This is a genomic window from Mesorhizobium sp. M1C.F.Ca.ET.210.01.1.1, from assembly GCF_004791585.1.
In the GTDB taxonomy this organism is placed as follows: Bacteria; Pseudomonadota; Alphaproteobacteria; order Rhizobiales; family Rhizobiaceae; genus Mesorhizobium.
Genome location: NZ_SRUU01000033.1, coordinates 42,709 through 63,984, shown reverse-complemented (window position 1 = coordinate 63,984; position 21,276 = coordinate 42,709). Strand labels below are relative to the sequence as shown.

General features: G+C 64.5%; 21 protein-coding genes. 13 read left to right on the top strand and 8 right to left on the bottom strand.

Going from position 1 to position 21,276, the window contains the following annotated elements:
- Nucleotides 1-4: 4 nt before the first annotated feature.
- The 3 genes from EN853_RS27575 to cobO are packed head-to-tail and all read left to right on the top strand — an operon-like array spanning nt 5 to nt 1,944.
- The gene (locus tag EN853_RS27575; protein WP_127861963.1) at nt 5-799 is read left to right on the top strand and encodes a CbtA family protein; all 795 of its coding nucleotides are present in this window, start codon (nt 5-7) and stop codon (nt 797-799) included.
- Entirely contained in the window at nt 792-1,313 is a 522-nt protein-coding gene (cobU, locus tag EN853_RS27570) for a bifunctional adenosylcobinamide kinase/adenosylcobinamide-phosphate guanylyltransferase (protein ID WP_127861962.1), read from the top strand. The genes EN853_RS27575 and cobU overlap by 8 nt, the downstream gene beginning before the upstream one ends.
- 1 nt (nt 1,314) lies before the next feature.
- Nucleotides 1,315-1,944: a cob(I)yrinic acid a,c-diamide adenosyltransferase gene (gene cobO, locus EN853_RS27565; protein WP_167524622.1), complete on the top strand. Its 630-nt coding sequence runs from the start codon at nt 1,315-1,317 to the stop codon at nt 1,942-1,944.
- Here cobO and cbiB read toward each other — a convergent pair.
- Nucleotides 1,941-2,930 (bottom strand): adenosylcobinamide-phosphate synthase CbiB, encoded by a 990-nt coding sequence (gene cbiB / locus EN853_RS27560; protein WP_127861961.1) that lies wholly within the window; start codon nt 2,928-2,930, stop codon nt 1,941-1,943. The two genes, cobO and cbiB, sit on opposite strands and share 4 nt — an antisense overlap.
- On the opposite strand from cbiB, the gene cobD reads away from it, so the two are divergent.
- Together cobD and EN853_RS27550 are read left to right on the top strand one after the other, a co-directional pair.
- Nucleotides 2,929-3,984 (top strand): threonine-phosphate decarboxylase CobD, encoded by a 1,056-nt coding sequence (gene cobD / locus EN853_RS27555; RefSeq protein WP_127861960.1) that lies wholly within the window; start codon nt 2,929-2,931, stop codon nt 3,982-3,984. The two genes, cbiB and cobD, sit on opposite strands and share 2 nt — an antisense overlap.
- A complete protein-coding gene (locus tag EN853_RS27550; protein ID WP_127861959.1) occupies nt 3,981-4,490 on the top strand; it encodes a tyrosine phosphatase family protein in 510 nt (169 codons plus the stop codon). The genes cobD and EN853_RS27550 overlap by 4 nt, the downstream gene beginning before the upstream one ends.
- Nucleotides 4,491-4,602: 112 nt before the next feature.
- Here the strand turns inward: EN853_RS27550 and EN853_RS27545 are convergent, their stop codons facing one another.
- Both EN853_RS27545 and EN853_RS27540 read right to left on the bottom strand, forming a co-directional pair.
- Entirely contained in the window at nt 4,603-5,400 is a 798-nt protein-coding gene (locus EN853_RS27545; protein WP_127861958.1) for a creatininase family protein, read from the bottom strand.
- 61 nt (nt 5,401-5,461) lie between these two features.
- A complete protein-coding gene (locus EN853_RS27540) occupies nt 5,462-5,845 on the bottom strand; it encodes a RidA family protein (RefSeq protein ID WP_127861957.1) in 384 nt (127 codons plus the stop codon).
- Between the two features lie 253 nt (nt 5,846-6,098).
- Between EN853_RS27540 and EN853_RS27535 the strand changes: the two genes are divergently transcribed.
- The 7 genes from EN853_RS27535 to EN853_RS27505 are packed head-to-tail and all read left to right on the top strand — an operon-like array spanning nt 6,099 to nt 12,675.
- Nucleotides 6,099-7,103, top strand: a complete 1,005-nt coding sequence (locus EN853_RS27535; protein ID WP_127861956.1) for an ABC transporter substrate-binding protein — start codon at nt 6,099-6,101, stop codon at nt 7,101-7,103.
- Between the two features lie 15 nt (nt 7,104-7,118).
- Complete coding sequence (locus EN853_RS27530; protein WP_127861955.1) at nt 7,119-7,937, top strand: ABC transporter ATP-binding protein; 819 nt, start codon at nt 7,119-7,121, stop codon at nt 7,935-7,937.
- Nucleotides 7,924-8,775, top strand: coding sequence for an ABC transporter permease (locus tag EN853_RS27525; protein WP_127861954.1), 852 nt, complete (start codon nt 7,924-7,926; stop codon nt 8,773-8,775). Before EN853_RS27530 ends, EN853_RS27525 begins: the two co-directional genes overlap by 14 nt.
- 33 nt (nt 8,776-8,808) lie before the next feature.
- Nucleotides 8,809-10,110 carry a cytosine deaminase gene (locus EN853_RS27520; RefSeq protein WP_127861953.1) on the top strand — a complete coding sequence of 434 codons (1,302 nt, stop codon included), beginning with the start codon at nt 8,809-8,811 and terminating at the stop codon, nt 10,108-10,110.
- On the top strand, nt 10,110-11,507 hold the full coding sequence (locus tag EN853_RS27515) for an FAD-binding oxidoreductase (RefSeq protein WP_127861978.1): 1,398 nt from the start codon (nt 10,110-10,112) through the stop codon (nt 11,505-11,507). Before EN853_RS27520 ends, EN853_RS27515 begins: the two co-directional genes overlap by 1 nt.
- Nucleotides 11,507-12,088, top strand: coding sequence for an NAD(P)H-dependent oxidoreductase (locus tag EN853_RS27510; protein WP_167524621.1), 582 nt, complete (start codon nt 11,507-11,509; stop codon nt 12,086-12,088). The genes EN853_RS27515 and EN853_RS27510 overlap by 1 nt, the downstream gene beginning before the upstream one ends.
- Nucleotides 12,088-12,675: an NAD(P)H-dependent oxidoreductase gene (locus EN853_RS27505; protein WP_127861951.1), complete on the top strand. Its 588-nt coding sequence runs from the start codon at nt 12,088-12,090 to the stop codon at nt 12,673-12,675. Before EN853_RS27510 ends, EN853_RS27505 begins: the two co-directional genes overlap by 1 nt.
- A 36-nt stretch (nt 12,676-12,711) precedes the next feature.
- Here the strand turns inward: EN853_RS27505 and EN853_RS27500 are convergent, their stop codons facing one another.
- The 5 genes from EN853_RS27500 to EN853_RS27480 are packed head-to-tail and all read right to left on the bottom strand — an operon-like array spanning nt 12,712 to nt 20,261.
- Entirely contained in the window at nt 12,712-15,174 is a 2,463-nt protein-coding gene (locus EN853_RS27500) for an FAD-dependent oxidoreductase (RefSeq protein WP_167524620.1), read from the bottom strand.
- Complete coding sequence (locus EN853_RS27495) at nt 15,171-16,352, bottom strand: pyridoxal phosphate-dependent aminotransferase (protein ID WP_127861950.1); 1,182 nt, start codon at nt 16,350-16,352, stop codon at nt 15,171-15,173. The genes EN853_RS27500 and EN853_RS27495 overlap by 4 nt, the downstream gene beginning before the upstream one ends.
- The gene (locus EN853_RS27490) at nt 16,345-17,250 is read right to left on the bottom strand and encodes a homocysteine S-methyltransferase family protein (RefSeq protein WP_127861949.1); all 906 of its coding nucleotides are present in this window, start codon (nt 17,248-17,250) and stop codon (nt 16,345-16,347) included. Before EN853_RS27490 ends, EN853_RS27495 begins: the two co-directional genes overlap by 8 nt.
- Complete coding sequence (locus EN853_RS27485) at nt 17,247-19,700, bottom strand: FAD-dependent oxidoreductase (protein ID WP_127861948.1); 2,454 nt, start codon at nt 19,698-19,700, stop codon at nt 17,247-17,249. Before EN853_RS27485 ends, EN853_RS27490 begins: the two co-directional genes overlap by 4 nt.
- An 18-nt stretch (nt 19,701-19,718) precedes the next feature.
- Complete coding sequence (locus EN853_RS27480; RefSeq protein WP_167524623.1) at nt 19,719-20,261, bottom strand: XRE family transcriptional regulator; 543 nt, start codon at nt 20,259-20,261, stop codon at nt 19,719-19,721.
- A 288-nt stretch (nt 20,262-20,549) separates the two neighbouring features.
- On the opposite strand from EN853_RS27480, the gene EN853_RS27475 reads away from it, so the two are divergent.
- On the top strand, nt 20,550-21,254 hold the full coding sequence (locus EN853_RS27475; RefSeq protein ID WP_127861946.1) for a nitroreductase: 705 nt from the start codon (nt 20,550-20,552) through the stop codon (nt 21,252-21,254).
- Nucleotides 21,255-21,276 lie beyond the last annotated feature (22 nt).

The following is a 21,276-nucleotide window of genomic DNA, read 5'->3' as shown; positions in this document are numbered from 1 at the left end:
CATCATGAATCTGTTTCGCAACGTCGTGTTCGTCGCGGCGATCGCGGGGCTCGTGGCGGGCGTAGCGCTCGCCTGCATGCAGGCCTATGCGACCGTACCGCTGATCCTGAAGGCGGAAGTCTACGAAAAGGCGGGTGACGGCCATCATCATGACCACGCCACCGGTGCAAACAACAATGCAATGAGCTCGGCCGCGCCGGCTGACAACGCGATGAGCAGCGCGGCTCCGGCGCCTGCCGAAGCGGCTGCTCCTGTCGAGGACGAAGGCTGGGCGCCGGCGGACGGCTTCGAGCGCTTCGCTTTCAATGTCGTCGCCAACATCGTCACCGGCATCGGCTTCGCGCTGATCCTGGTCGCAGTCTCCGAATTCGCCGGCGGCATCGGCAACTGGCGCCAGGGTGTGTTCTGGGGCCTTGCCGGCTTTGCCGTGTTCACCTTGGCCCCGGGCCTCGGCCTGCCGCCCGAACTGCCGGCGATGCCGGCGGCCGAACTTCTGCCGCGCCAGGTCTGGTGGTTTTCGACCGTGGCCGCGACCGCGACCGGCCTCGGCTTGATCGCCTTCCGCAGATCGCTGCCGCTGGCGATCCTGGGCGTGGCGCTGATCGTCGCGCCACATATCGTCGGCGCGCCGCAGCCCGACAGCTTCGAGACGGCAATCCCGGAAGGGTTGCATCACCAGTTCGTTGTCGCGGTGACGCTCACCGACCTGGTGTTCTGGCTGGTGCTGGGTGTCGTCGTCGGCGTGGTGCGCGGACGCTTCACCGGCACGGCGACCAGCCTGCGCGGCAGCTTTGCCTGATCGCGCAGAGGGTCGGCTGACCTTCATCATCGGCGGCGCGCGCTCCGGCAAGAGCGCGCATGCCGAAACCCTGGCGACGGCCAGTCCGTCGCCCTGGGCCTACATTGCCACCGCACAAGCCTATGACGACGAGATGCGCGAGCGCATCGCGCTGCATCGCGCGCGGCGCGGCGAAGGCTGGGTCACCATCGATGCGCCGCTCGATCTGGTCGGCGCGATCGAAGCCTTGCCGAATCATCAGCCGGTGTTGATCGACTGCCTGACATTGTGGCTGACCAATCATATGCTGGCGGACCATGATACCGAGGCCGAGTGCCGGCGGCTCTCGGAGGTGCTGTCGCGGCCGCACGGCCCCTGGTTCGTAGTGTCGAACGAGGTCGGGCTCGGCATCGTGCCGGACAATGCGCTGGCGCGCCGGTTCCGCGACGCAGCCGGTCGGCTCAACCAGCAGGTCGCGGCGGTTGCCGACAGCGTGCTGATGATGGTGGCGGGGCTACCGCTCAAGGTGAAGTGACATGGCCGCAACCGACGACAAGACCATGGATGACAAGGACGCCGAGCGCCATCGCGCCAAGATGGCCAAGCGCAAGGCGGTGCAGGATGCCGAGGTGGCCGGCAAGACGATCGAGAAAGGGCTGCTGATCGTCAACACCGGACCAGGCAAAGGCAAGACCACCGCCGCTTTCGGCCTGGCGCTCAGGATGCTCGGCTACGGCAGGCGCGTCGGCGTCGTCCAGTTCATCAAGGGCAAATGGCACACGGGCGAGAAGGACGCTTTCGCCGCGTTCGGCGACCGCGTGGTCTGGCATGCGATGGGCGAGGGGTTCACCTGGGTGACACAGGACCTGAAGCGCGACATCGCCGCCGCCGAGGCCGCCTGGGCGAAGGCGCTCGAGCTGATGGCCGATCCGACGATCAGCCTCGTCGTGCTCGACGAGCTCAACATCGCCTTGCGCTACGACTATCTCGATCTGGAAAAGGTGGTCGCGGCGCTGAAGGCGCGCCGCGAAGACCTGCATGTCGTCGTCACCGGTCGCAACGCCAAGCCACTGCTGGTCGAAGCGGCTGACCTCGTCACCGAGATGGGACTGACCAAGCACCATTTCTCGGCGGGCGTGAAGGCGCAGCAGGGGATAGAGTTCTAGCCGCTGATTAGGATCGTCAGGTAGATCGCTGCCGCTGATAGGATCGCGAACAGGCCAATCAGCAGCCAGTCCGCGACACGGTAGAGCTTCAGCGCTTGCCTTATATCGGTGCTTTCGGCTTCGCGCCGGCCGCCTTCGCCCATGAAAGCGTCCTCGACCATCTCGCCGCCATAGCTGCGCGGCCCGGCCAGCGCCAAGCCCAGCGCGCCGGCCATGGCGGCCTCCGGCCAACCGGCATTGGGAGAGCGGTGCTTCCTGGCGTCGCGGCGCATGACCTGCCAGGCATTGCGTGGGTCGGCGCCCTTGACCAGGATGGCCGCGAGCACGATCAGCAGGCCGGTGAGCCGCGAGGCCGGCAGGTTGATCCTGTCATCAAACAGCGCCGCAGCGCGGCCGAACGCCTCATATTTCGGCGTGCGGTGGCCGATCATCGAATCGGCGGTGTTGGCGGCCTTGTAGGCAGCACCGCCGGCCAGCCCGCCGATGCCGGTCCAGAAGGCGGGCGCGACGATGCCGTCGGAGAAATTCTCGGCCAGGCTCTCGATTGCGGCACGGGCAACACCGGCCTTGTCGAGCTTTTCCGGGTCACGGCCGACGATGCGCGAAACGGCGATGCGGCCGAGCGTCAGGCCGCCGGTCTCCAGCGCGTCGGCGACATCCTCGACATGTTCGGCGAGGCTCTTCTGCGACAAGAGCGTGGAGCCTAGAATGGCCGCAATGACGAGGCCGGATGGGAAGATCAGCCAGAGCAGGACATGCAGCGTCAATCCGATGGCCGCTGGCACCAGCACGATGACCAGCAGCGCCTGGACGCCGCGGCGACGACGCGATTCGTCGGAATCGGTCGCGCGGTTGAGCCGGCGATCGAGAAAGGATATCAGCCTGCCGATCCAGGTGACGGGATGGCCGATGGCGTTGAACAGCCAGTCTGGATAGCCAAGGGTGCGTTCAAGGGCGAGTGACAGGAAAGCGATCAGGATCGACATGAAGCTTCTGGATGGAGCGATTGCTGCAGTGGATCACGGCGGATCCCTCGGCCGGGCGAGCGCGCTCTTCCCCCACGCGCCACGGCCTTTCGTCGATCTTTCGACAGGTATCAATCCGCACTCCTACCCGCTTTTCGACGTGCCCGCCACCGCCCTGTCGCGATTGCCGGAATTCGAACGACTGCGCGAATTGGCCGAAATTGCGGCCAGGGCCTATGGCGCGCCGTCGGCGGCGCATGTCGCCGCAGCCCCGGGCACGCAGATCCTGCTGCCGCGCGTCGCTTCGCTCGTAAGGCCTGGCAAGGCGCTGGTGCTCGGCCCGACCTATGCCGAGCACGCCAGAGCCGCGGCGATCGCTGGCCATGCGGTTGCGGAGGTGAACGACTTCGAGGCGTTGGCGGATGCCGACCTTGCGGTGCTGGTCAACCCGAACAATCCGGATGGGCGGGTGATCGAAAAGGATCGCCTGCTCGGCCTTGCCGCTCGGCTTCGCGCCAGGGGCGGCCTGCTGGTCGTCGACGAAGCTTTCATGGATGTCGGGCCAACCGAGCAAAGCCTGGCCGGCGATGTCGACGAGGGCGGCATCGTGGTGCTGCGCTCCTTCGGCAAGTTCTTCGGCCTTGCCGGTGTGAGGCTCGGCTTTGCGCTCGCCGACAGACTGACTGCCGAGAGGCTGGAGGCCCAGCTTGGGCCGTGGGCCGTTGCCGGGCCGGCGCTGGAATATGGCATTCGCGGGCTGTCCGACACCGAATGGCAAGCCGCCATGCGGACACGCCTCGCTGAAGACGCCGGGCGGCTCGACGCATTGTTCGGCAAGGCCGGCGTACCGGTCGCTGGCGGCACGACACTGTTCCGCTATCTGTCTTTCACGGATGCCCCAATCATGTTTGCGGCACTTGGCGAACGTGGCATCCTGCTGCGCCATTTTGCCGGGCGGCCACAAGTCTTGCGGGCCGGCCTGCCAGGCGGCGAGGCGGAGTGGCAGCGCCTCGACAGCGCGCTTGCGGCCTGGGCGTCGCGGCGCGACGATGCGCCGAAGGAGATTGTGCGATGATCCATGTCTGTTCTCTGTCGAAGGTGGAAGAGACCGTGACTAGGACTGGCGCCGAGCGTCTGCTTTCGCTGCTCGCGGCGGGCACCGAGGTTGTCCGCCCGGCCTCGATCCGGGCGGAGAACCATCTGCATCTCGTCATGCATGATATCGCCGTCGCGCAGGACGGCATGACGATGCCGGGCGAAGAGCATGTGCGCGCGCTCCTCGACTTCGCCTATCGCTGGGACAGGGCGAGGCCGATGGTCGTGCACTGCTATGCCGGCATCAGCCGCTCGACAGCGTCGGCCTATATCATTGCGGCGGCGCTGGCGCCAAAACGCGACGAGGCGGAACTGGCCAAGACGCTGCGCTTTTTGTCGCCGTCAGCAACGCCCAATCCGCGTCTGATCGCTGTCGCCGACACCTTGCTCGGGCGCGACGGCCGCATGATCGCGGCGATCGAGGCGATCGGGCGCGGTGCAGACGCTTTTGAAGGGACGCCCTTCGAGCTGGACATCCAGGCTTAAGTCGGTAGGGCTTGAGCGCTTCAGCGATTCATAGGATCGCCGAACTGCTCTAAGTATTTGTTTTTACGCAATTCCGGACGGAAGACCGTAACACACTTTTCCTGGAATTGCTCTAAGACAGCCAGTCGGCAAGCTTCGCCTTACGCACATCTCGGACCAGGTTGATAAAGCCGTCCGCCTGATGCTCGGCGGTGAGCCGGCCCTTCTCGGCAGTAGCGATGCTTGCGTCGCCGACCACGCCATTCGGATTGAGGTCACTGGCGATCCAGGCGAAGGCATGCGTGCCGGTGTGGCGCAGCAGCGCGAACTCCTTTTCGGCGCGACCGACATTGGAGACGAAATTGTCGGCCTTGCCCATGTCGACGAGGTCGGGCCGGAAGTGCAGCATCAGCGAGGTCTCGACATCGCCACCGTGGATGCCGTGGCGATCCTCCAGCTCGGTATACATGCCGGCCGGTCGGCCGAAGCGCTGCCAGCTCGTCTTCACCGCCAGCATTTTTGCGAGCACGCGCAATTCGCGCGTGATGATGCCCATGATCTCCTCGTTGCCGCCATGCGAGTTGACGACGATCAGCTTCCTGACGCCGGCGCGGGCGATCGAGAGGCCAAGCTCGGTCCAGGCGTCGACGAGGGTGGTGGCCGGCAAGGTGAGCGTCCCAGGCGCATGAAGATGCTCGTTCGATTTGCCCACCGCCTGGATGGGCAGGATGCGGATGTCGAGATCGTCGGGCAGGCGCGCGATCACCGTTTCCAGCATGCCCGTCATGATCGAGGAGTCGGTCGAGACCGGCAGGTGCGGGCCATGCTGCTCGATCGCCGCGACCGGCAGCACGGCAATCGTCGCTTCCGCGTCGATCGAGGCGTATTCGGTCGTCCGGTAGTCGCCCCACCACACACGTCTGGTCGTCAATTTCGTCTCCCGATTGGCCTCATTGGGATCATCTAAAGCGCCTGGCGGTCGCGGGCAACCATCAGCCGGCCGCGAGCACCTCCACCTCCACCTTGAATTCCGGGCGGGCGAAGCCAGAGACGATCATCAGCGTCGAGGCGGGCGCCGGATCGGAAAACAGCCTGTTGCGCACATCCATGTAGGATTGCAGATGCGCGCGGTCGGTGACGAAGGCGTTGATGCGCACGGTGTCGTTCAGCGTCAGCCCGGCTTCGCTAAGAATCGCGGCGATGTTCTTGAAGCACAGTTCCGTCTGTGCTCCGGCATCCTCGGGGACGGTGTCGTCCGGACCGATGCCCAACTGGCCCGAGCACAGCACCAGGCGTTTTCCAGCAGGTATTTCAACGCCATGACTGTAGCGGGCAAAGGGCGATTTGATCGATTGGGGGGCGAGGTATTTGAGCATGGCATTCTCCTGTCCGCAGGCAGACTAAGGCTGGATTCAGGAAACCTTCAAGATGCGGTGCATGCCGCCCGGGCGATTATGGACAGGCGTCCAAAAAATAGGCACGATGCCTTTTGTACAGCATGACCCGTCCGGTCTCGGCAATGACTGCCGCGCAAGCAGGCGGCCCAGGCGGTGGCATGTGTCTTGCTTCTTGAAACAATGGTGTCGAGCCCAGCGCGCAGCGCGCCGGAGCCAAGAGAGGGTGATGTTAATGCACGGAAGAGAAAAGATCCTGGCCGGCGCAATCGCGCTGCTTGCGGCAGGAACGCTGGCTGCCGCGGCCAACGAGAAAGTCACCTTCGGCACCAATTGGCTGGCCGAGCCGGAACACGGCGGTTACTACCAGGCGATCGCGGACGGCACCTACGCTGCCTGCGGCCTCGACGTCACCATCATGCAGGGCGGCCCGCAGGTCAGCGGTCGGCCGATGCTGCTGGCCGGCAAGATCGATTTCTACATGGGCGGCAACCTGCTCTCGGCCTTCGACGCCGTACAGCAGGGCATTCCGATGCGCGTCGTCGCTGCCGACTTCCAGAAGGACCCGCAGGTCATCATGTCCCAGCCGGGGCAGGGGCTGGACAAATGGGAAGACCTCAAGAACGCCGACCAGTACATCCTCGGCGACGAGGGCGCGCAGACCTTCTTCCAGTGGATGGTGACGGATCTCGGCTTCGATGCCGCCAAGCGCGTGCCCTACACCTTCAATCCGGCGCCCTTCATCGCCAACAAGAAGTCGATCCAGCAGGGCTACGTGACGTCCGAGCCCTTCGCCGTGCAGAAGCAGGGCGGCTTCGTGCCGAACCAGTTCCTGCTCGCCGACAATGGCTGGGATACTTATGCCACGACAGTCGAGGTGATGCAGGACACGATCGACAAGCGGCCGGAGGTGGTGCAGTGCTTCGTCGATGGCTCGGCCAAGGGCTGGTACAACTATCTCTACGGCGACAACAAGGCCGCCAACGATATGATCAAGAAGGACAATCCGGATATGACGGATGAGCAGATCGCCTTCTCGATCGAGCAGCTGAAGAAGTTCGGCATTGTCGATTCTGGCGATGCGGAAAAGCTCGGCATCGGCGCCATGACCGATGCGCGCATCCAGAGCTTCTACGATAAGATGGTGAAGGCCAAGGTTGCGCAGCCGGGCATCGACATCAAGAAGGCCTATACACTCGCCTTCATCAACAAGAGTGTGGGGATGGAGCTGAAGAAGTAAGGCGGCCCGCCTGACATGATCCAGGAGAAAGTGGCGCGGAAGCCGGCGTCGAGCGAGAGCCCGATGCTGCTTTCGCTGCGCAACGTCGGCAAGGTCTTCTCCAACGGCGTGACGGCGCTGAGCAAGGTTGACCTGGCGATCCGGGAAGGCGATTTCCTCAGCCTGCTCGGGCCCTCGGGCTGCGGCAAGTCGACCGCGCTCAGGCTGATCGCCGGCCTGTCGACGCCGACCGCCGGCCAGCTCGACTGGCGCGGTTCGATCGATCGCTCGAATATCGGCTTCGTCTTTCAGGAGCCGACGCTGCTGCCCTGGGCCAGCGTCTTCGACAATGTCTGGCTGCCGCTCCGGCTGAAGGGCGTGTCGCGTGCAAATGCCGAGCCGGCGGTGATGGAGATGCTGTCGCGCGTCCACCTCAACGGCTTCGAGACCGCCGTGCCGCGCGAGCTTTCCGGCGGCATGAAAATGCGCGTCTCGATCGCCCGGGCCATGGTGACGAAGCCACGCATCCTTCTGATGGACGAACCCTTCGCGGCACTCGACGAGATCACCCGCTTCAAGCTCAACAATGACCTTCTTGAGCTTTGGCAGGACGAGCGCTTCACCGTTGTCTTCGTCACCCACAGCGTCTTCGAAAGCGTGTTCCTGTCCAGCCGTGTCGTCGTGATGGCGGCGCGGCCGGGCCGCGTCTTCGGCGAGCTAGCTATCGATGCGCCTTATCCGCGCGACGAGGCGTTCCGCACCTCACCCGATTATGCGGCGCTGTGCCGGCAGGCCTCGGACGTGCTGGTCAATGCCATCAACTCAACCGCCGGATCCCATCATGACGGTCATTGAAGACACAGCCCTGAAGCTCGACCCGGAGGAGGCGCGCCGCGTCCGCCAGGAGCGGCTGGAGCGGATCGGCAAATGGGTGCTGCCGCTGGCGATCATGGTGCTGGCGATCTGGCTGTGGGACCGCATCTGCGTCTGGAACGAGATCCCGCAATACATCCTGCCGCGCCCCGGCGTGGTGCTGCAGACACTGCATGACGATGCCGGCCTGTTGTCCTCGTCGCTGCTGGTGACGCTCAGGATCACCTTCCTCAGCCTGCTTCTTGCCGTCATCGGCGGCGTCGGGCTGGCGGTGCTGTTCGCGCAGTCGAAATGGGTGGAGATGTCGTTCTTCCCCTTCGCCATCGTGTTGCAGGTGACGCCGATCGTTGCCATCTTTCCGCTTATCAACATCTACATCAACAACCAGACGACGAAGCTTCTGCTCTGCGCCTGGATCGTCGCCTTCTTCCCGATCCTGTCGAACACCACACTCGGGCTGAACTCGGTCGACCGCAACCTGCGCGACCTGTTCAAGCTCAACGGCGCAACCCGCTGGCAGCAACTGCGCTATCTGCGCCTGCCCGCGGCGATGCCTTATTTCCTCGGCGGGCTGAAGATCGCCGGGGGCCTGTCGCTGATCGGCGCCGTCGTTGCCGAATTCGTCGCCGGCGCGCAGGGACAGTCCTCCGGGTTGGCCTCCCGCATCATCGAGGCCGGCTATCGGCTCAATGCGCCGCGGCTGTTCGCGGCGCTGATCTTGATCTCGCTCACCGGCATCCTGATCTTCCTGGTGCTGTCGCTGGTGTCGCATCTCATCCTGCGGCGCTGGCACGAGAGCGCGCTGAAGCAGGAGCGCTAGGGTGGTTCGTCCCGTCACCCAGGAGAGCCGCGGTTGATTCCGGTTTCGACGTCATACCATCTCGCCAACGTCCGTGTTCATCGCTCGCTGACGCCGGGTTTTGCCGCGACGTTCGACGCCGACGGTTTCGCGCTTGCCGACATGACAGTGGCGAATGGTAAGATCTCCGGCATCGTCGCGCACGGCAAATCGAAGGCCCCGGCATATGCCGTCGATCTCGGCGGCCGCATCGTGCTGCCGTGCTTCGTCGACTGCCATACCCACATCGACAAGGGCCATATCTGGCCGCGAAAACCCAATCCCGACGGCACCTTCATGGGCGCGCTCAATGCCACCGGCGCCGACCGCGCCGCGCGCTGGAACGCTGAGGACGTCGCGCGGCGCATGGATTTCTCGCTGCGCTGCGCTTACGCGCACGGCACGAAAGCCATGCGCACGCATCTCGACAGCGTTGCCCCGCAGGAAGAGATCTCCTGGCCGGTATTCGAGACGATGCGGGAGACCTGGCGCGGCCGCGTCGACCTGCAGGCCGCCTGCCTGCTCGGCATCGAAGGGGTGCGGGACAAGGTCTGGTTCGAGCGGCTGGCGAAGCGCGTCGCCGCGGCCAAGGGCGTGCTCGGCGTCGTCACCTATATGGTGCCGGATCTCGAGGAATTGCTCGACCAGGTGTTCGCGCAGGCGATCAAGCATGGGCTCGACCTCGATTTCCATGCCGACGAGACTGACGACGTCGCGGCCGTTTCGCTGAAGAAGATCGCCGAGGCCTCGCTTTGGAACGGTTTCGACGGCAACATCCTGGTAGGCCATTGCTGTTCGCTCTCGCGCCAGCCGGACCTCGAGGTGCTCGACACGCTGGACAAGGTGGCGAAGGCCGGCTTGGCCGTCGTCTCGCTGCCGATGTGCAACCTCTATCTGCAGGACAGGCGCAACGACCAAACCACTCCGCGCTGGCGCGGCGTGACGCTGCTGCACGAGATGAAGGCGCGCGGCATCAAGGTGGCGGTCGCTTCCGACAACACGCGCGACCCGTTCTACGCCTATGGCGATCTCGATATGCTGGAAGTCTACCGCATGGCGACGCGCATCCTGCATTTCGACCACCCGGTCGGCGATTGGCCGAAGGCGGTGGCGGCGACGCCGGCCGAGGTGATGCGGTTGGAAGGCGTCGGCACGCTTGCCGCTGGCGGCAGCGCCGACTTCATCGTCTTCAAGGGGCGGAACTGGACCGAATTGCTGTCGCGGCCCGAATCGGATCGCATCGTGGTGCGCGAGGGCAAGGCGATCGAGCGCCGGCTGCCCGACTATGCCGAACTCGACGAACTGATGGTGGGATGATGGATATCGCAGCGCTGAAGCGCGATCTCGAAGGGCTGAAGATCGACGACCATCCGGCCATCGTCCAGCAGAAGAGCCGCGATTTTTACTGGTACAGCCCGGTTCTGAAACAGCAGCTCGACCACATCAAGGGCGACCTCATCGTCACCCCGAAGAACGAGGCCGAGGTGATCCGCGTGCTCGCCGCCTGTCACCGGCACGGCGTGCCGGTGACGCCGCGCGGCAGCGGCACCGGCAATTACGGGCAGGCGATGCCGCTGTCGGGCGGCGTGGTGCTCAATCTCGCCGAGATGAACGAGATCAAGACGATCGCGTCCGGACGCGTGGTGACTGGACCGGGAGCGGTGCTGGCCGAGATCGACAAGGCGACGCGGGCGCATTCCGCCCAGGAACTGCGCATGTCGCCGTCCACCTACAACACGGCATCGATCGGCGGCTTCGTCGCCGGCGGCTCCGGAGGCGTCGGCTCGATCCGTTGGGGCGGGCTGCGCGATCTCGGCAATGTCATCCGGCTGAGGACGGTGACCATGGAGGCGGAGCCGCGCGTCATGGAACTCACCGGCGAAGACGTGCTCAAAGTCATGCACGCATACGGCACCAACGGCATCATCACCGAGGTCGAGATGCCGCTGACGGCCTCCTACGACTGGATCGATGTCATTGTCGGCTTCGACGATTTCATGGATGCGGCCGGCTTCGGCAATGACCTCGCCGTCCAGGACGGCATATTGGCGAAGCTGATCACGCCGATCGCGGCGCCCATCCCGTATGACTACTTCAAACGGCACCAGAAATTCTTCCGGCGCGAGCAGAGCATCGTGGTCTGCATGATCGCGCCGCATGCGATGGATGCTTTCGTAGCTTTCGTCGGCAGCACCAAGGGCGAGATCATCTTCCGCGCCGACCGGGAGGCGGATCTGAAGGGGTTGCCGCCTGCCTATGAGCTGACCTGGAACCACACGACGCTGCGCGCCATCCGGGTCGATCCGACCATCACCTATCTGCAGGCGCGCTACCCTTCGCCGGATCATCTCGCTCACGTCAAGGCGATGGTCGACCGCTTCGGCGACGAGCTGCCGGCGCATCTCGAATTCATCCGCTTCGACGGCGCGATCGGCGCCGCCGGCCTGCCGCTAGTCCGCTTCACTACGGAGGAGCGGCTCGACGAGATCATCCGCATCCACGAGGACAATGGCTGCTGGATCTTCAATCCGCACCGCTACACGCTGGAAGAAGGCGGTATGAAGCAGACCGACGAGGTACAGCTCGCATTCAAGCGCGAGACCGACCCGCAAGGGCTGCTCAATCCCGGCAAGATGATCGCCTGGGAAAATCCGGACTATGACTACCGTTCCGGCAAGTCGTTCCTGTTCAAGGGGCTGCAAAAGGCGGGCTGATGAAGATCCTCGTGCTCTTCGCTCATCCGGTGGAGACCAGCTTCAACGCCGGCCTGCACCGAGTGATCGTAGAGCGCTTGACGGCGGCGGGTCACGCGATCGACGACTGCGACCTCTATGCCGAGGATTTCGATCCCAGGCTGACGCGGGCCGAGCGGCTCGGTTATCACGATCAGCGCGGGCCGAACGACGCGGTCGCCGGCTACGTCGAAAGGCTGCGCAAAGCCGAGGCGCTGGTGCTGTCGTTTCCGGTCTGGAACTATGGCTATCCGGCGATCCTGAAAGGCTTTTTCGACCGCGTCTTCCTGCCCGGCGTGTCGTTCAAGCTGGTCGAGGGCAAGGTGCAGCCGACGCTGCACAACATAGGCAAGCTCACCGCCGTCACCACCTATGGCGGCAGCCGGTTTCGCGCCCTGCTGATGGGCGATCCGCCGCGCAAGGTGGTGAAGCGCATGCTGCGGGCCACGATCAAGCCTGGCGCTCCGGTCTCCTATCTCGCGCACTATTCGATGAACCTGTCGACCGACCAGACCCGCAGCGGCTTCATGGCGAAGGTGGCGGCCAGCATGGATCAATTCTGATGCGCGTGCTGGTGGTCTATTGCCATCCGGTGCCAGAGAGCTTTTGCGCGGCGATCCGCGATACAGCCGTCGAGGTGTTGAGGGGCAGAGGCTGGGACGTGCGGCTGCTCGACCTCTATGGCGAGAACTTCAATCCAGTGATGAGCTGCGAGGAGCGGCGCTTGTACAATGAGCGTGCGCCCCAGGATCCGGCGCTCGAACCACATTTCGATCATCTGATGTGGGCGGAGGCGATCCTGTTCATCTATCCGACCTGGTGGTACGGCCTGCCGGCGATGCTGAAGGGGTGGTTCGATCGGGTATGGGCGACCGACATCGCCTTCAAGCTTCCGGCCGGCAAGGGACGGATCACGTCGCTGATGAGGCATGTGACCAAGGTCGGCGTCATCACCACCTGCGGCGCGCCGACCTGGTGGAGCGTGGTCGTCGGCCAGCCGGGCCGCAAGACGATCCTGCGCGGCATGCGGGCGCTATGCGCCACCCGCTGCAAGACGTTCTTCCTGGCGCACTACCTGATGGACGCCTCGACGCCGAAGAGCCGGGCCGCGTTCCTGGCGAAGGTGCGGGCGAAGCTCGAGAGGTTTTGAAGCGCCCCTCTCCTTCGCCCACAGGGGAGAAGGGAGCTACATTCTCACTCGTTCCGCTTTTGGATCATACATCGGCTTCAGCGATGCTTCCGCGGCGAAGCGCTCGCCGGCGATCTCGATCTCATAGGACGAGCCCAGCACATCCGCTTCGCTCTCGCCCTGGCACGGCACATAGCCGAGGCCGATCGCGCCGCCGAGATGGTGGCCGTAATTGCCCGAGGTGATCGGGCCGACGATCTTGCCGTCGCGCAGGATCGCCTCGTTGTGGAAGAGCAGCGGCTGCGGGTCCCTGAGGCGGAACTGCACCAGGCGGCGATTCGGCCCGGCCTCCTTCGTTCGCAACACGGCATCGCGGCCGATGAAGTCGCTTTTACTGGTCTTCACCGCGAAGCCCAGACCCGCCTCCAGCACATTGTCCTCGTCGGTGATATCGTGGCCGAAATGTCGGAAGGCCTTTTCGATGCGGCAGGAATCCAGCGTGTGCAGGCCGCAGAGTTTCAGGCCGACATCCGCGCCGGCATCGGCGATCGCCTCGAAGACGTGCGCCGCCTGCTCGGTCGAGATATAGAGCTCCCATCCGAGCTCGCCGACATAGGTGACGCGATGGGCGCGGGCGAGGCCCATGCCGATCTCGATCTCCTGGAAGGTGCCGAACGGGTTGGCTTCGTTGGAGAAGTCGTTCGGGCTCACCTTTTGAATCAACTTTCGCGCTTCCGGACCCATCAGGCAGAGCACGGCCTCTGCCGCGGTCACGTCGGTGATGACGACGAACTCGTCGCCGACATGCCGCCGCAGCCAGGCGAGATCGCGCTGCAAGGTGGCGCCCGGCACGACCAGGAAATAGGCGGTCTCCGAAAGCCGCGTCACGGTGAGGTCGCTTTCGATGCCGCCCTTGGCATTGAGCATCTGCGTGTAGACGATCCTGCCCGGCGCCACGTCCATGTCGTTGGCGCAGAGCCGTTGCAGGAAGGCACAGGCATCCCGGCCCTCGACACGGATCTTGCCGAAGGAGGTCATGTCGAAGAGGCCGACGCCGTTTCTGACCGCAAGATGCTCTTCGCGCTGGTTGTCGAACCAGTTCTGCCGCTTCCAGGAATAGCGGTATTCGCGCTCCTGGCCTTCGCGGGCGAACCAGTTGGCGCGCTCCCACCCGGCCACCTCGCCGAAGACGGCGCCGCGCGCCTTCAGATGCTCGTGCAGAGGCGAGCGGCGCACGCCGCGCGACGTCACCATCTGGCGGTAGGGGAAATGATCGGCATAGAGCAGGCCAAGCGTTTCGGAGACGCGCTCCTTCAAATAGCGCCGGTTCTTCTGGAAAGGCTGGGCGCGGCGGATGTCGACCTCCCAGAGGTCGAATGGCGCTTCGCCGTCGTTGATCCATTGCGCCAGCGCCATGCCCGCGCCGCCGGAAGAGACGATGCCGATCGAATTGTAGCCGGTCGCCATCCAGTATCCGGCAAGTTCCGGCGCTTCGCCGAGATAGTAGCGGTCGTCGGGCGTAAAACTCTCGGGACCGTTGAAGAAGGTGTGGATGCCGGCCGTGCCCAGCATCGGCATGCGGTTTACGCCCATTTCCAGGATTGGCTCGAAATGGTCCATGTCCTCGGGCAACTGGTCGAAGCAGAAATCCTCGCGGATGCCTTCCATGCCCCAAGGCTTCGCCACCGGCTCGAAGGCGCCGAGCATCATCTTGCCGGCGTCCTCCTTGTAGTAGGCGCATTCGTCGGGCACGCGCAGCACCGGCAGGCGGGCAAGGCCGGGGATAGGCTCGGTGACGAGATAAAAATGCTCGCAGGCATGCAGCGGGATGGTGACGCCGTTCTGACGCCCAAGCTCGCGCGCCCACATGCCGGCGCAGTTGACGACGATGTCGGTTTCAATCGTGCCCTGGTCCTCGCCCTGCGCCCAGGAGACGCCGGAGACGCGGCCGTTTTTAGTGTGGACCTTGGTGACCTTGACATTCTCGATGACGGCGGCGCCGCGCTGGCGCGCGCCCTTGGCCAGCGCCATGGCGATGTTGGCGGGATCGCACTGGCCGTCGAGCGGCAGGTGTACCGCGCCGACAACATCCGATACGTTGAGATGCGGATACATCTCACTGACTTCGCTCGGCGAAATCTCGCGCACGTCGACGTCGAAGGCGCGGGCCAGCGAAGCCTGCCGGTAGATCTCGTGCTTGCGCTCTTCGGTCAGCGCGACGGTGATCGAGCCGACCTGGCGCATGCCGGTGCCGACACCGGTCTCGGCCTCGAGCTTGACGTAGAGGTCGGCCGAATATTTCGCCAGCCGCGTCATGTTCTGCGAGGCGCGCAACTGGCCGATCAGGCCGGCCGCATGCCAGGTCGTGCCGCAGGTGAGCTGCTTACGTTCGAGCAGCACAATGTCGGTCCAGCCGAGCTTGGCCAGATGATAGGCCACCGAACAGCCGGAAACCCCGCCGCCGATGATGACGGCCCTCGCTTTGTTGGGGATGGCCCTGGTGCGAATGGTCTCAGTCATGCGGCCTCGCGGCGGTAGTTGAAGGCGAAGCGGCGCAGGCGAAGCGCTGCCTCCTTAAGAAGGGGTTCCGGCTGGCAGAGGCTGACGCGTATGTGGCCGGCGGCGGCCTTGCCGAAGCTGGAGCCCGGCATGACACCGACCTTCTCCTTGTCGAGCAGGCCCCAGGCGAACTTCTCGTCGTCGGGCTCGATGGCCGAGATGTCGAGCATGACATACATCCCGCCCTCGGAGCCGTGCACTGTGACGTCGTTCATGCCGCGCACGGCTTCAAGCATCAGCGCCCGGCGCGCAGCGTAGCGCTCTGCAATCTCTTTCACACCATAGTGGTTTTCGAGCGCCTCGGCGCAGGCGATCGAGATGAAGGCCGGCAGGCCGTAGGTCGTCACAAGGTTGAGGTCGGTCATCAAAGCGATCATCTTCTTCGGGCCGGTCAGCCAGCCCATGCGCCAGCCGGTCATGCCGTGGCTCTTCGACATGGAGTTGATGACCAGCGTGCGCTCGGCCATGCCGGGCAGCGAGCGCGGCGAGATGTGCTCGCCGCCGCCGAGCGTCCAGTAAACCTCGTCGGACAGCAGCCAGAGATCGTGCTCGTTGCAGATTCCGGCCAGTTGCTCGAGCCGTTCGCGCGAATAGACTGCACCCGTCGGGTTGTTCGGCGTGTTGATCAGGATGGCGCGCGTGTTTGGCCTGAGCGCCGCGCGGATCGTCTCGGCGCGGGGCTGGAAGCCATCCTCGGCAGGCGTCTCGACCACGGTGAATTCGGCGCCGGCAGCGCTGAAGGTATTGGGGTAGGTGGCGTAGTAGGGTGCGACGACGATGGCATGGTCGCCCGGGTCGAGCACGCCCTGCACGGCGGCGTAAAGCGCGCCCTGGCCACCAGCCGTGGCGATGATCTCGTCAGGCTCCGTCAGGATGCCTGTGCAAGCGGTGGAAGCCGCCGCCATCGCCTTGCGCAGACGCGGCAGGCCGGGCAGCGGCGTGTAATGGTGGTTGCTGCCGCGAACGGCGTTGACGCAGGCCTCGATCGTTTCCGAAGGCGTGTCGAAGTCGTGGTCGCCGACCGACAGCATGATGATGTCCTCGCCGGCCTGCTTGCGGGTCCAGGCGGCGAAGTGGACTTCCCAGCCATCCTTGCCCGAAGGCACGATGCCGGTGATGCGCGACGATGGTCTAGGCATTGGGAACTCCCGAGATCTGATGACCGGCTTGCACGAGCCGGTCGCGCAGGGCGGCGATGTGGTCGGGGCCGACTTCGCAGCAGCCGCCCACGATGCCGGCGCCGGCTTCGACCCAACCAATTGCCTGGGTGGCATAGGTCTCCGGATCAAGGTCATGGCGGGCGTGCAGAACGTCGACCGTACCGCCATGCTTGAGCGCCTCGACCGAGGTGAAGCCATTGGCATAGGCGCCGACCGGTCCGCCGAGAGCGGCAAGCTCCGGCAACGCGGCGGTGATGGCCTCGGGGCGGCAGCAATTGAGCAGCCGCGCCGCGACCGGCAGGTCGCCGAGAGCACTTGATGCCGCGGCAATGGTCTCGCCGCTGCGCAGGCGTGGCGTGCCGTGATCGGCAAGCGTCCACGACACCCATACCGGCTTGCCGCTTTCCGATGCAGCGGTGACGGCGGCGCGTGCCTCATCGGCACTAGCCATGGTTTCGCACAGGAACAGATCGACGCCGTCCGCCTGCTCGGCGACGATGCGGCGATAGGTGGCGAGTGCCTCCTCGAAGGACGTTGTCAGCGCCGGCGCATAGCTGCCGAACAGGGGTGAGAGACAGCCGGCGATGGCCGCGTCACCGGCTTGCTCGCAAGCCTGCCTGGCCAGTTCGATGCCGCGTTTCTGCAGCGGCTGGAACAGTTCTTCCGCTCCCTCGCGCGCCAGGCGCTCGGGCGTTGCCGAATAGGTGTTGATGGTGATGACGCGGGCGCCGGCACGGATGAATTCGGCATGCAGGTCGCGCACCAGGCCAGGTTCGTCGATCAGCACTCTGGCCGACCACAAAGGCGTCGGTTCGGACTTGCTGCGGCGCACCAGTTCTTGGCCCATGCCGCCATCGGTAAGAATGACGGAGGTCATGCCCGCAACCTTTCGTTCTTCGGATCCCAGAGTGGCTCGTCCTTTTGCACCACTGCCCTGAATCGGTCGCCGAAGATCTCGACCTCGATGGCCGTGCCCGGTTCGGCCAGATCGGCGCGCAGCATGCCGAGCGCGATCGATTTTTCGACGCGATGGCCCCAGCCGCCTGACGTCGTCTCGCCGACGATCCTGCCGTCATGCCACAGCGTCGACATATAGGGCGCGTCGCAATCGCCAGGGTTCTCGATGACCAGCGTGACGAAGCGCTTCTTCACGCCTTGCTGCTTTTCATTGAGCAAAGCCGCCTTGCCGCGGAAGTCGGGCTTGTCCCATTTGACGAAGCGCTCCAGCCCGCCCTGCAGAATCGAATAGTCGGTCGACAGGTCACCCTTCCAGGCGCGGTAGCCTTTCTCCAGCCGCAGCGAATCCAGCGCGTACATGCCGAAGGGTTTCAGCCCATGTCCTTGCCCGGCAGCCCGGACGGTGTCGAAGACCGTTGGGGTATCGGCAACCTTGGTGTGGATCTCCCAGCCGAGCTCGCCGGCGAAGGACACGCGCACCAGTTTCGCCCAGCGGCCGGCAATCGTCGTTTCCTGATGCGTCAGCCAGGGCAGGGCCAGGTCAGCATCGCAAACCTCGGCAAGGATTTTTCGCGAGTTCGGGCCGGCGAGGATTTGCGTGGAATATTCCTCGGTCCGGTCGGTCAGCGTGAAGGGGGCATCGGCCGGCATGCGCGACTTCAGCCATTCGAAATCGTGCCACTGGGCCACCGCCGCGGTGATCAGCGTCATCAGGTCCTCGCGGTGGCGCACGACGGACATTTCAGTGACGATGCGGCCCTTGTCGTCGGCATAGTAGACGAGGCCGATGCGGCCGGGCTTCGGCACAAGGCCGGTGACCTGCAGCGCCAGCCATTCGGCGGCGCCCAGACCTTCGAGGTTGAAGCGCGAGAAGCCGGGCAGGTCGAGGATGCCGGCGGTGTCGCGTACGGCCAGGCATTCCTCGCGAACCCGATGCTGCCACGGCCCGTCGCGGCGGAAGGTCAGCGTCGCTTCCTCCGAAATGTCGTCGCCGGGTCCGGCATACCAGGTGGCGCGCTCCCAGCCATTATAGGCGTCGAACTGGCCGCCCAGCGCCTTGATGCGATCGTGCAGCGGCGACAGCTTGCGGTCGCGCCCGGCCGGCCAGGCGTGGCGCGGAAACTGGATGGCGTATTCGTTGCCGTAGATCTCCATGCCCTTGGCGACGCAGTAGTCGTGCGCGGCGGCAAATGACGTGAAGCGACGCGGATCGCAGGACCACATATCCCATTCGGTCTGGCCCTCGGTCACCCATTCGGCCAGCACCTTGCCGGCGCCGCCGCCTTGGGCGATGCCGAAGGTAAAGACGCAGGCCTCGAAGGCGTTCGGCACGCCGGGTGTAGGCCCGATCAGCGGGTTGCCGTCCGGCGCATAGGGGATCGGACCGTTGATTACCTTGGAGAGGCCGGCTGTGCCCAGGATCGGCACGCGGGCGACGGCGTCGGCCAGATAGTGCTCCAGGCGGTCGAGATCGTCGGGGAAGAGCTGGAACGAAAAATCCTCCGGCATCGGATCGTTGTGCGTTGCCCAATGCGCGCGGCAATTGCGCTCATAAGGGCCGAGATTCATGCCGGTCTTTTCCTGGCGCAGGTAGTATGACGTGTCGACGTCGCGCAGCAGCGGCAGCTTATGGCCCTGTTCCTTCGTCCAGGCGGCGAGTTCGGGGATTTCCTCAAATAGGATGTACTGATGGCTCATCACCATCATCGGCACTTCGCGGCCGAACATTTTTCCGACTTCGGCGGCGCGGTAGCCGGCGGCGTTGACGACGATCTCTGAGCGGATCTCGCCCTGCGGTGTCGCAACCACCCACTCGCCGTTCTCGCGGCGAACGCCGGTGACCGGGCAGAAGCGGATGATCTTGGCGCCCATGTTGCGCGCACCCTTGGCGAGCGCCTGTGTCAACTGAGCCGGGTCGATGTCGCCATCGCTCGGATCGTAGAGCGCGCCTTTCAGCTCATGCGTCTCGATGAAGGGATAGCGGCGCTTGATCTCGTCGAGGCCGACGACATCGATATCCATGCCCTGGTAACGACCCATGCCTTTGGCGCGCTGGAATTCCTGCATGCGTTCTTTCGTGTGAGCGAGCCTCAGCGAGCCGGTGACATGGTAGTTCATCGGATAGTCGACCGCCTCGGCGAGGCCGCGATAGAGCTCGGTCGAATAGCGCTGCATGTTCATCAGCGACCATGACGAGGAGAAGGTCGGCACGTTGCCGGCGGCGTGCCAGGTCGAGCCGGAGGTCAGCTCGTTTTTCTCCAGCAGCACGCAGTCGGTCCAGCCAGCCTTGCACAGGTGGTACAGCGAGGAGGCGCCGACGACGCCGCCTCCGATTATCACCACGCGTGCCGTGGTCGGCAAACCGGCCATGTTCTCCTCCAAAGTAAATCAATACACGGGCGGCGAAACCACCCAGATCACGACCACTGGTTCGGTACCCGGGTTGCGCCAGCGATAGGGCTTGCCCTCGAAACGAAACGAGTCGCCCTCGGAAAGCCGGTGCCAGACGCCGTTTATCTCGATGTCGAAGAGCCCGGAGGCAATGTAACCAGCCTCTTCGGTCGGCCGCAGCGCTGCCGTCTTCATCTCCGCGCCGGGTGCGAAGACGGAGCGCACCATCTCGAAGCTACCGCCGAGATCGGGCGACAGAAGCTCCTCCACAAGGCCTGATTCGCTTGTGCCAAGCACCCGGCGCCTACCGGCGCGCACGATGACGCCGCGCTCTTCCTCGACGGGGACGTCATGACTGAAGAACAGGCTGATCGGCACGCCAAAAAGGTCGGCGAATGCCCGCAGATCGCCAAGCGACGGCACCGAGAGACCGCGCTCGACCTGGCTGACCCAGCCGACCGAGCGCCCCAACTTGAGCGCAGTTTCAGCGAGCGTCAGCCCGCGCGCCTTGCGCAGCGCGCGAATGTCGCCGGCCAGCAGCCGGTCGCCATTGTCCTGCTCCGATCTGATAGCGGTCGAGGTCAATCGTCCCTCTGTTTGAAAATTCGACATGAAAAAATCTGAGCAATTTTCATGAGAGAGTAAGGTCATGAAAAAATCAAGGGGATTTTCATGCGTCGCAAGATTTGCTTGCGCGATTCTGGCGGTTGATGCAAAGGCTCGCCCACGAGCGGCGAGTGGGGACGTCCGATCGGACCAGTTAGTTATCTAGCCTGCGGATGGTCGTTGCGGAAACCGGTTGCGGGGCCATGCGCGAAGGGACGGCCCATGCTGGAGAAGAATAGCCAAATCGCCCCAGATGCGCTGGTCGTCGACGAGGCGATCACGTCGCGCCGGTCCGTGCGCGCCTTCTTGCCCGACATGGTCGACGACGAAACGATCCGCTCCATCCTGACGGTGGCGGCGCGAGCGCCGTCGGGCACCAACATGCAGCCCTGGCGGGTCTATGTGACCAAGGGCGAGGTGAAGCAGCGCATCAGCGACGCCATCCTCAATTCCGGCATCCGCGCCGAGAAGGCGGAATGGGACGAGTACCGCTACTATCCCGACCAGTTCTTCGAGCCCTATCTCAGCCGGCGCCGCGCCAACGGTTTCGGCCTCTACGGCGCCATCGGTATCGGCCGGCGCGAGGTCGACAAGATGCGGGCGCAGCACGACCGCAACTTCGTCTTCTTCGACGCGCCGGTCGGCATGATCTTCACAGTCGACCGGCGGCTGAACAAGGGATCATGGATCGACTACGGCATGTTCCTGCAGAACATCATGGTCGCGGCGCGGGGCAGAGGATTGCACACCTGCCCGCAGGCAGCCTTTGCGCCCTACCACCGGCAGATCCGACCGGTGCTCAACATTCCCGACGAGGAAGTCGTCGTCTGCGGCATGGCGCTGGGCTATGAGGACAACTCGAAGCCAGAGAACGAATTCCGCACCGACCGCGCGCCGCTCGAAGACTGGGTGACGTTCGCAAAATAGTGACGGCGCAAAATAGTGCCGG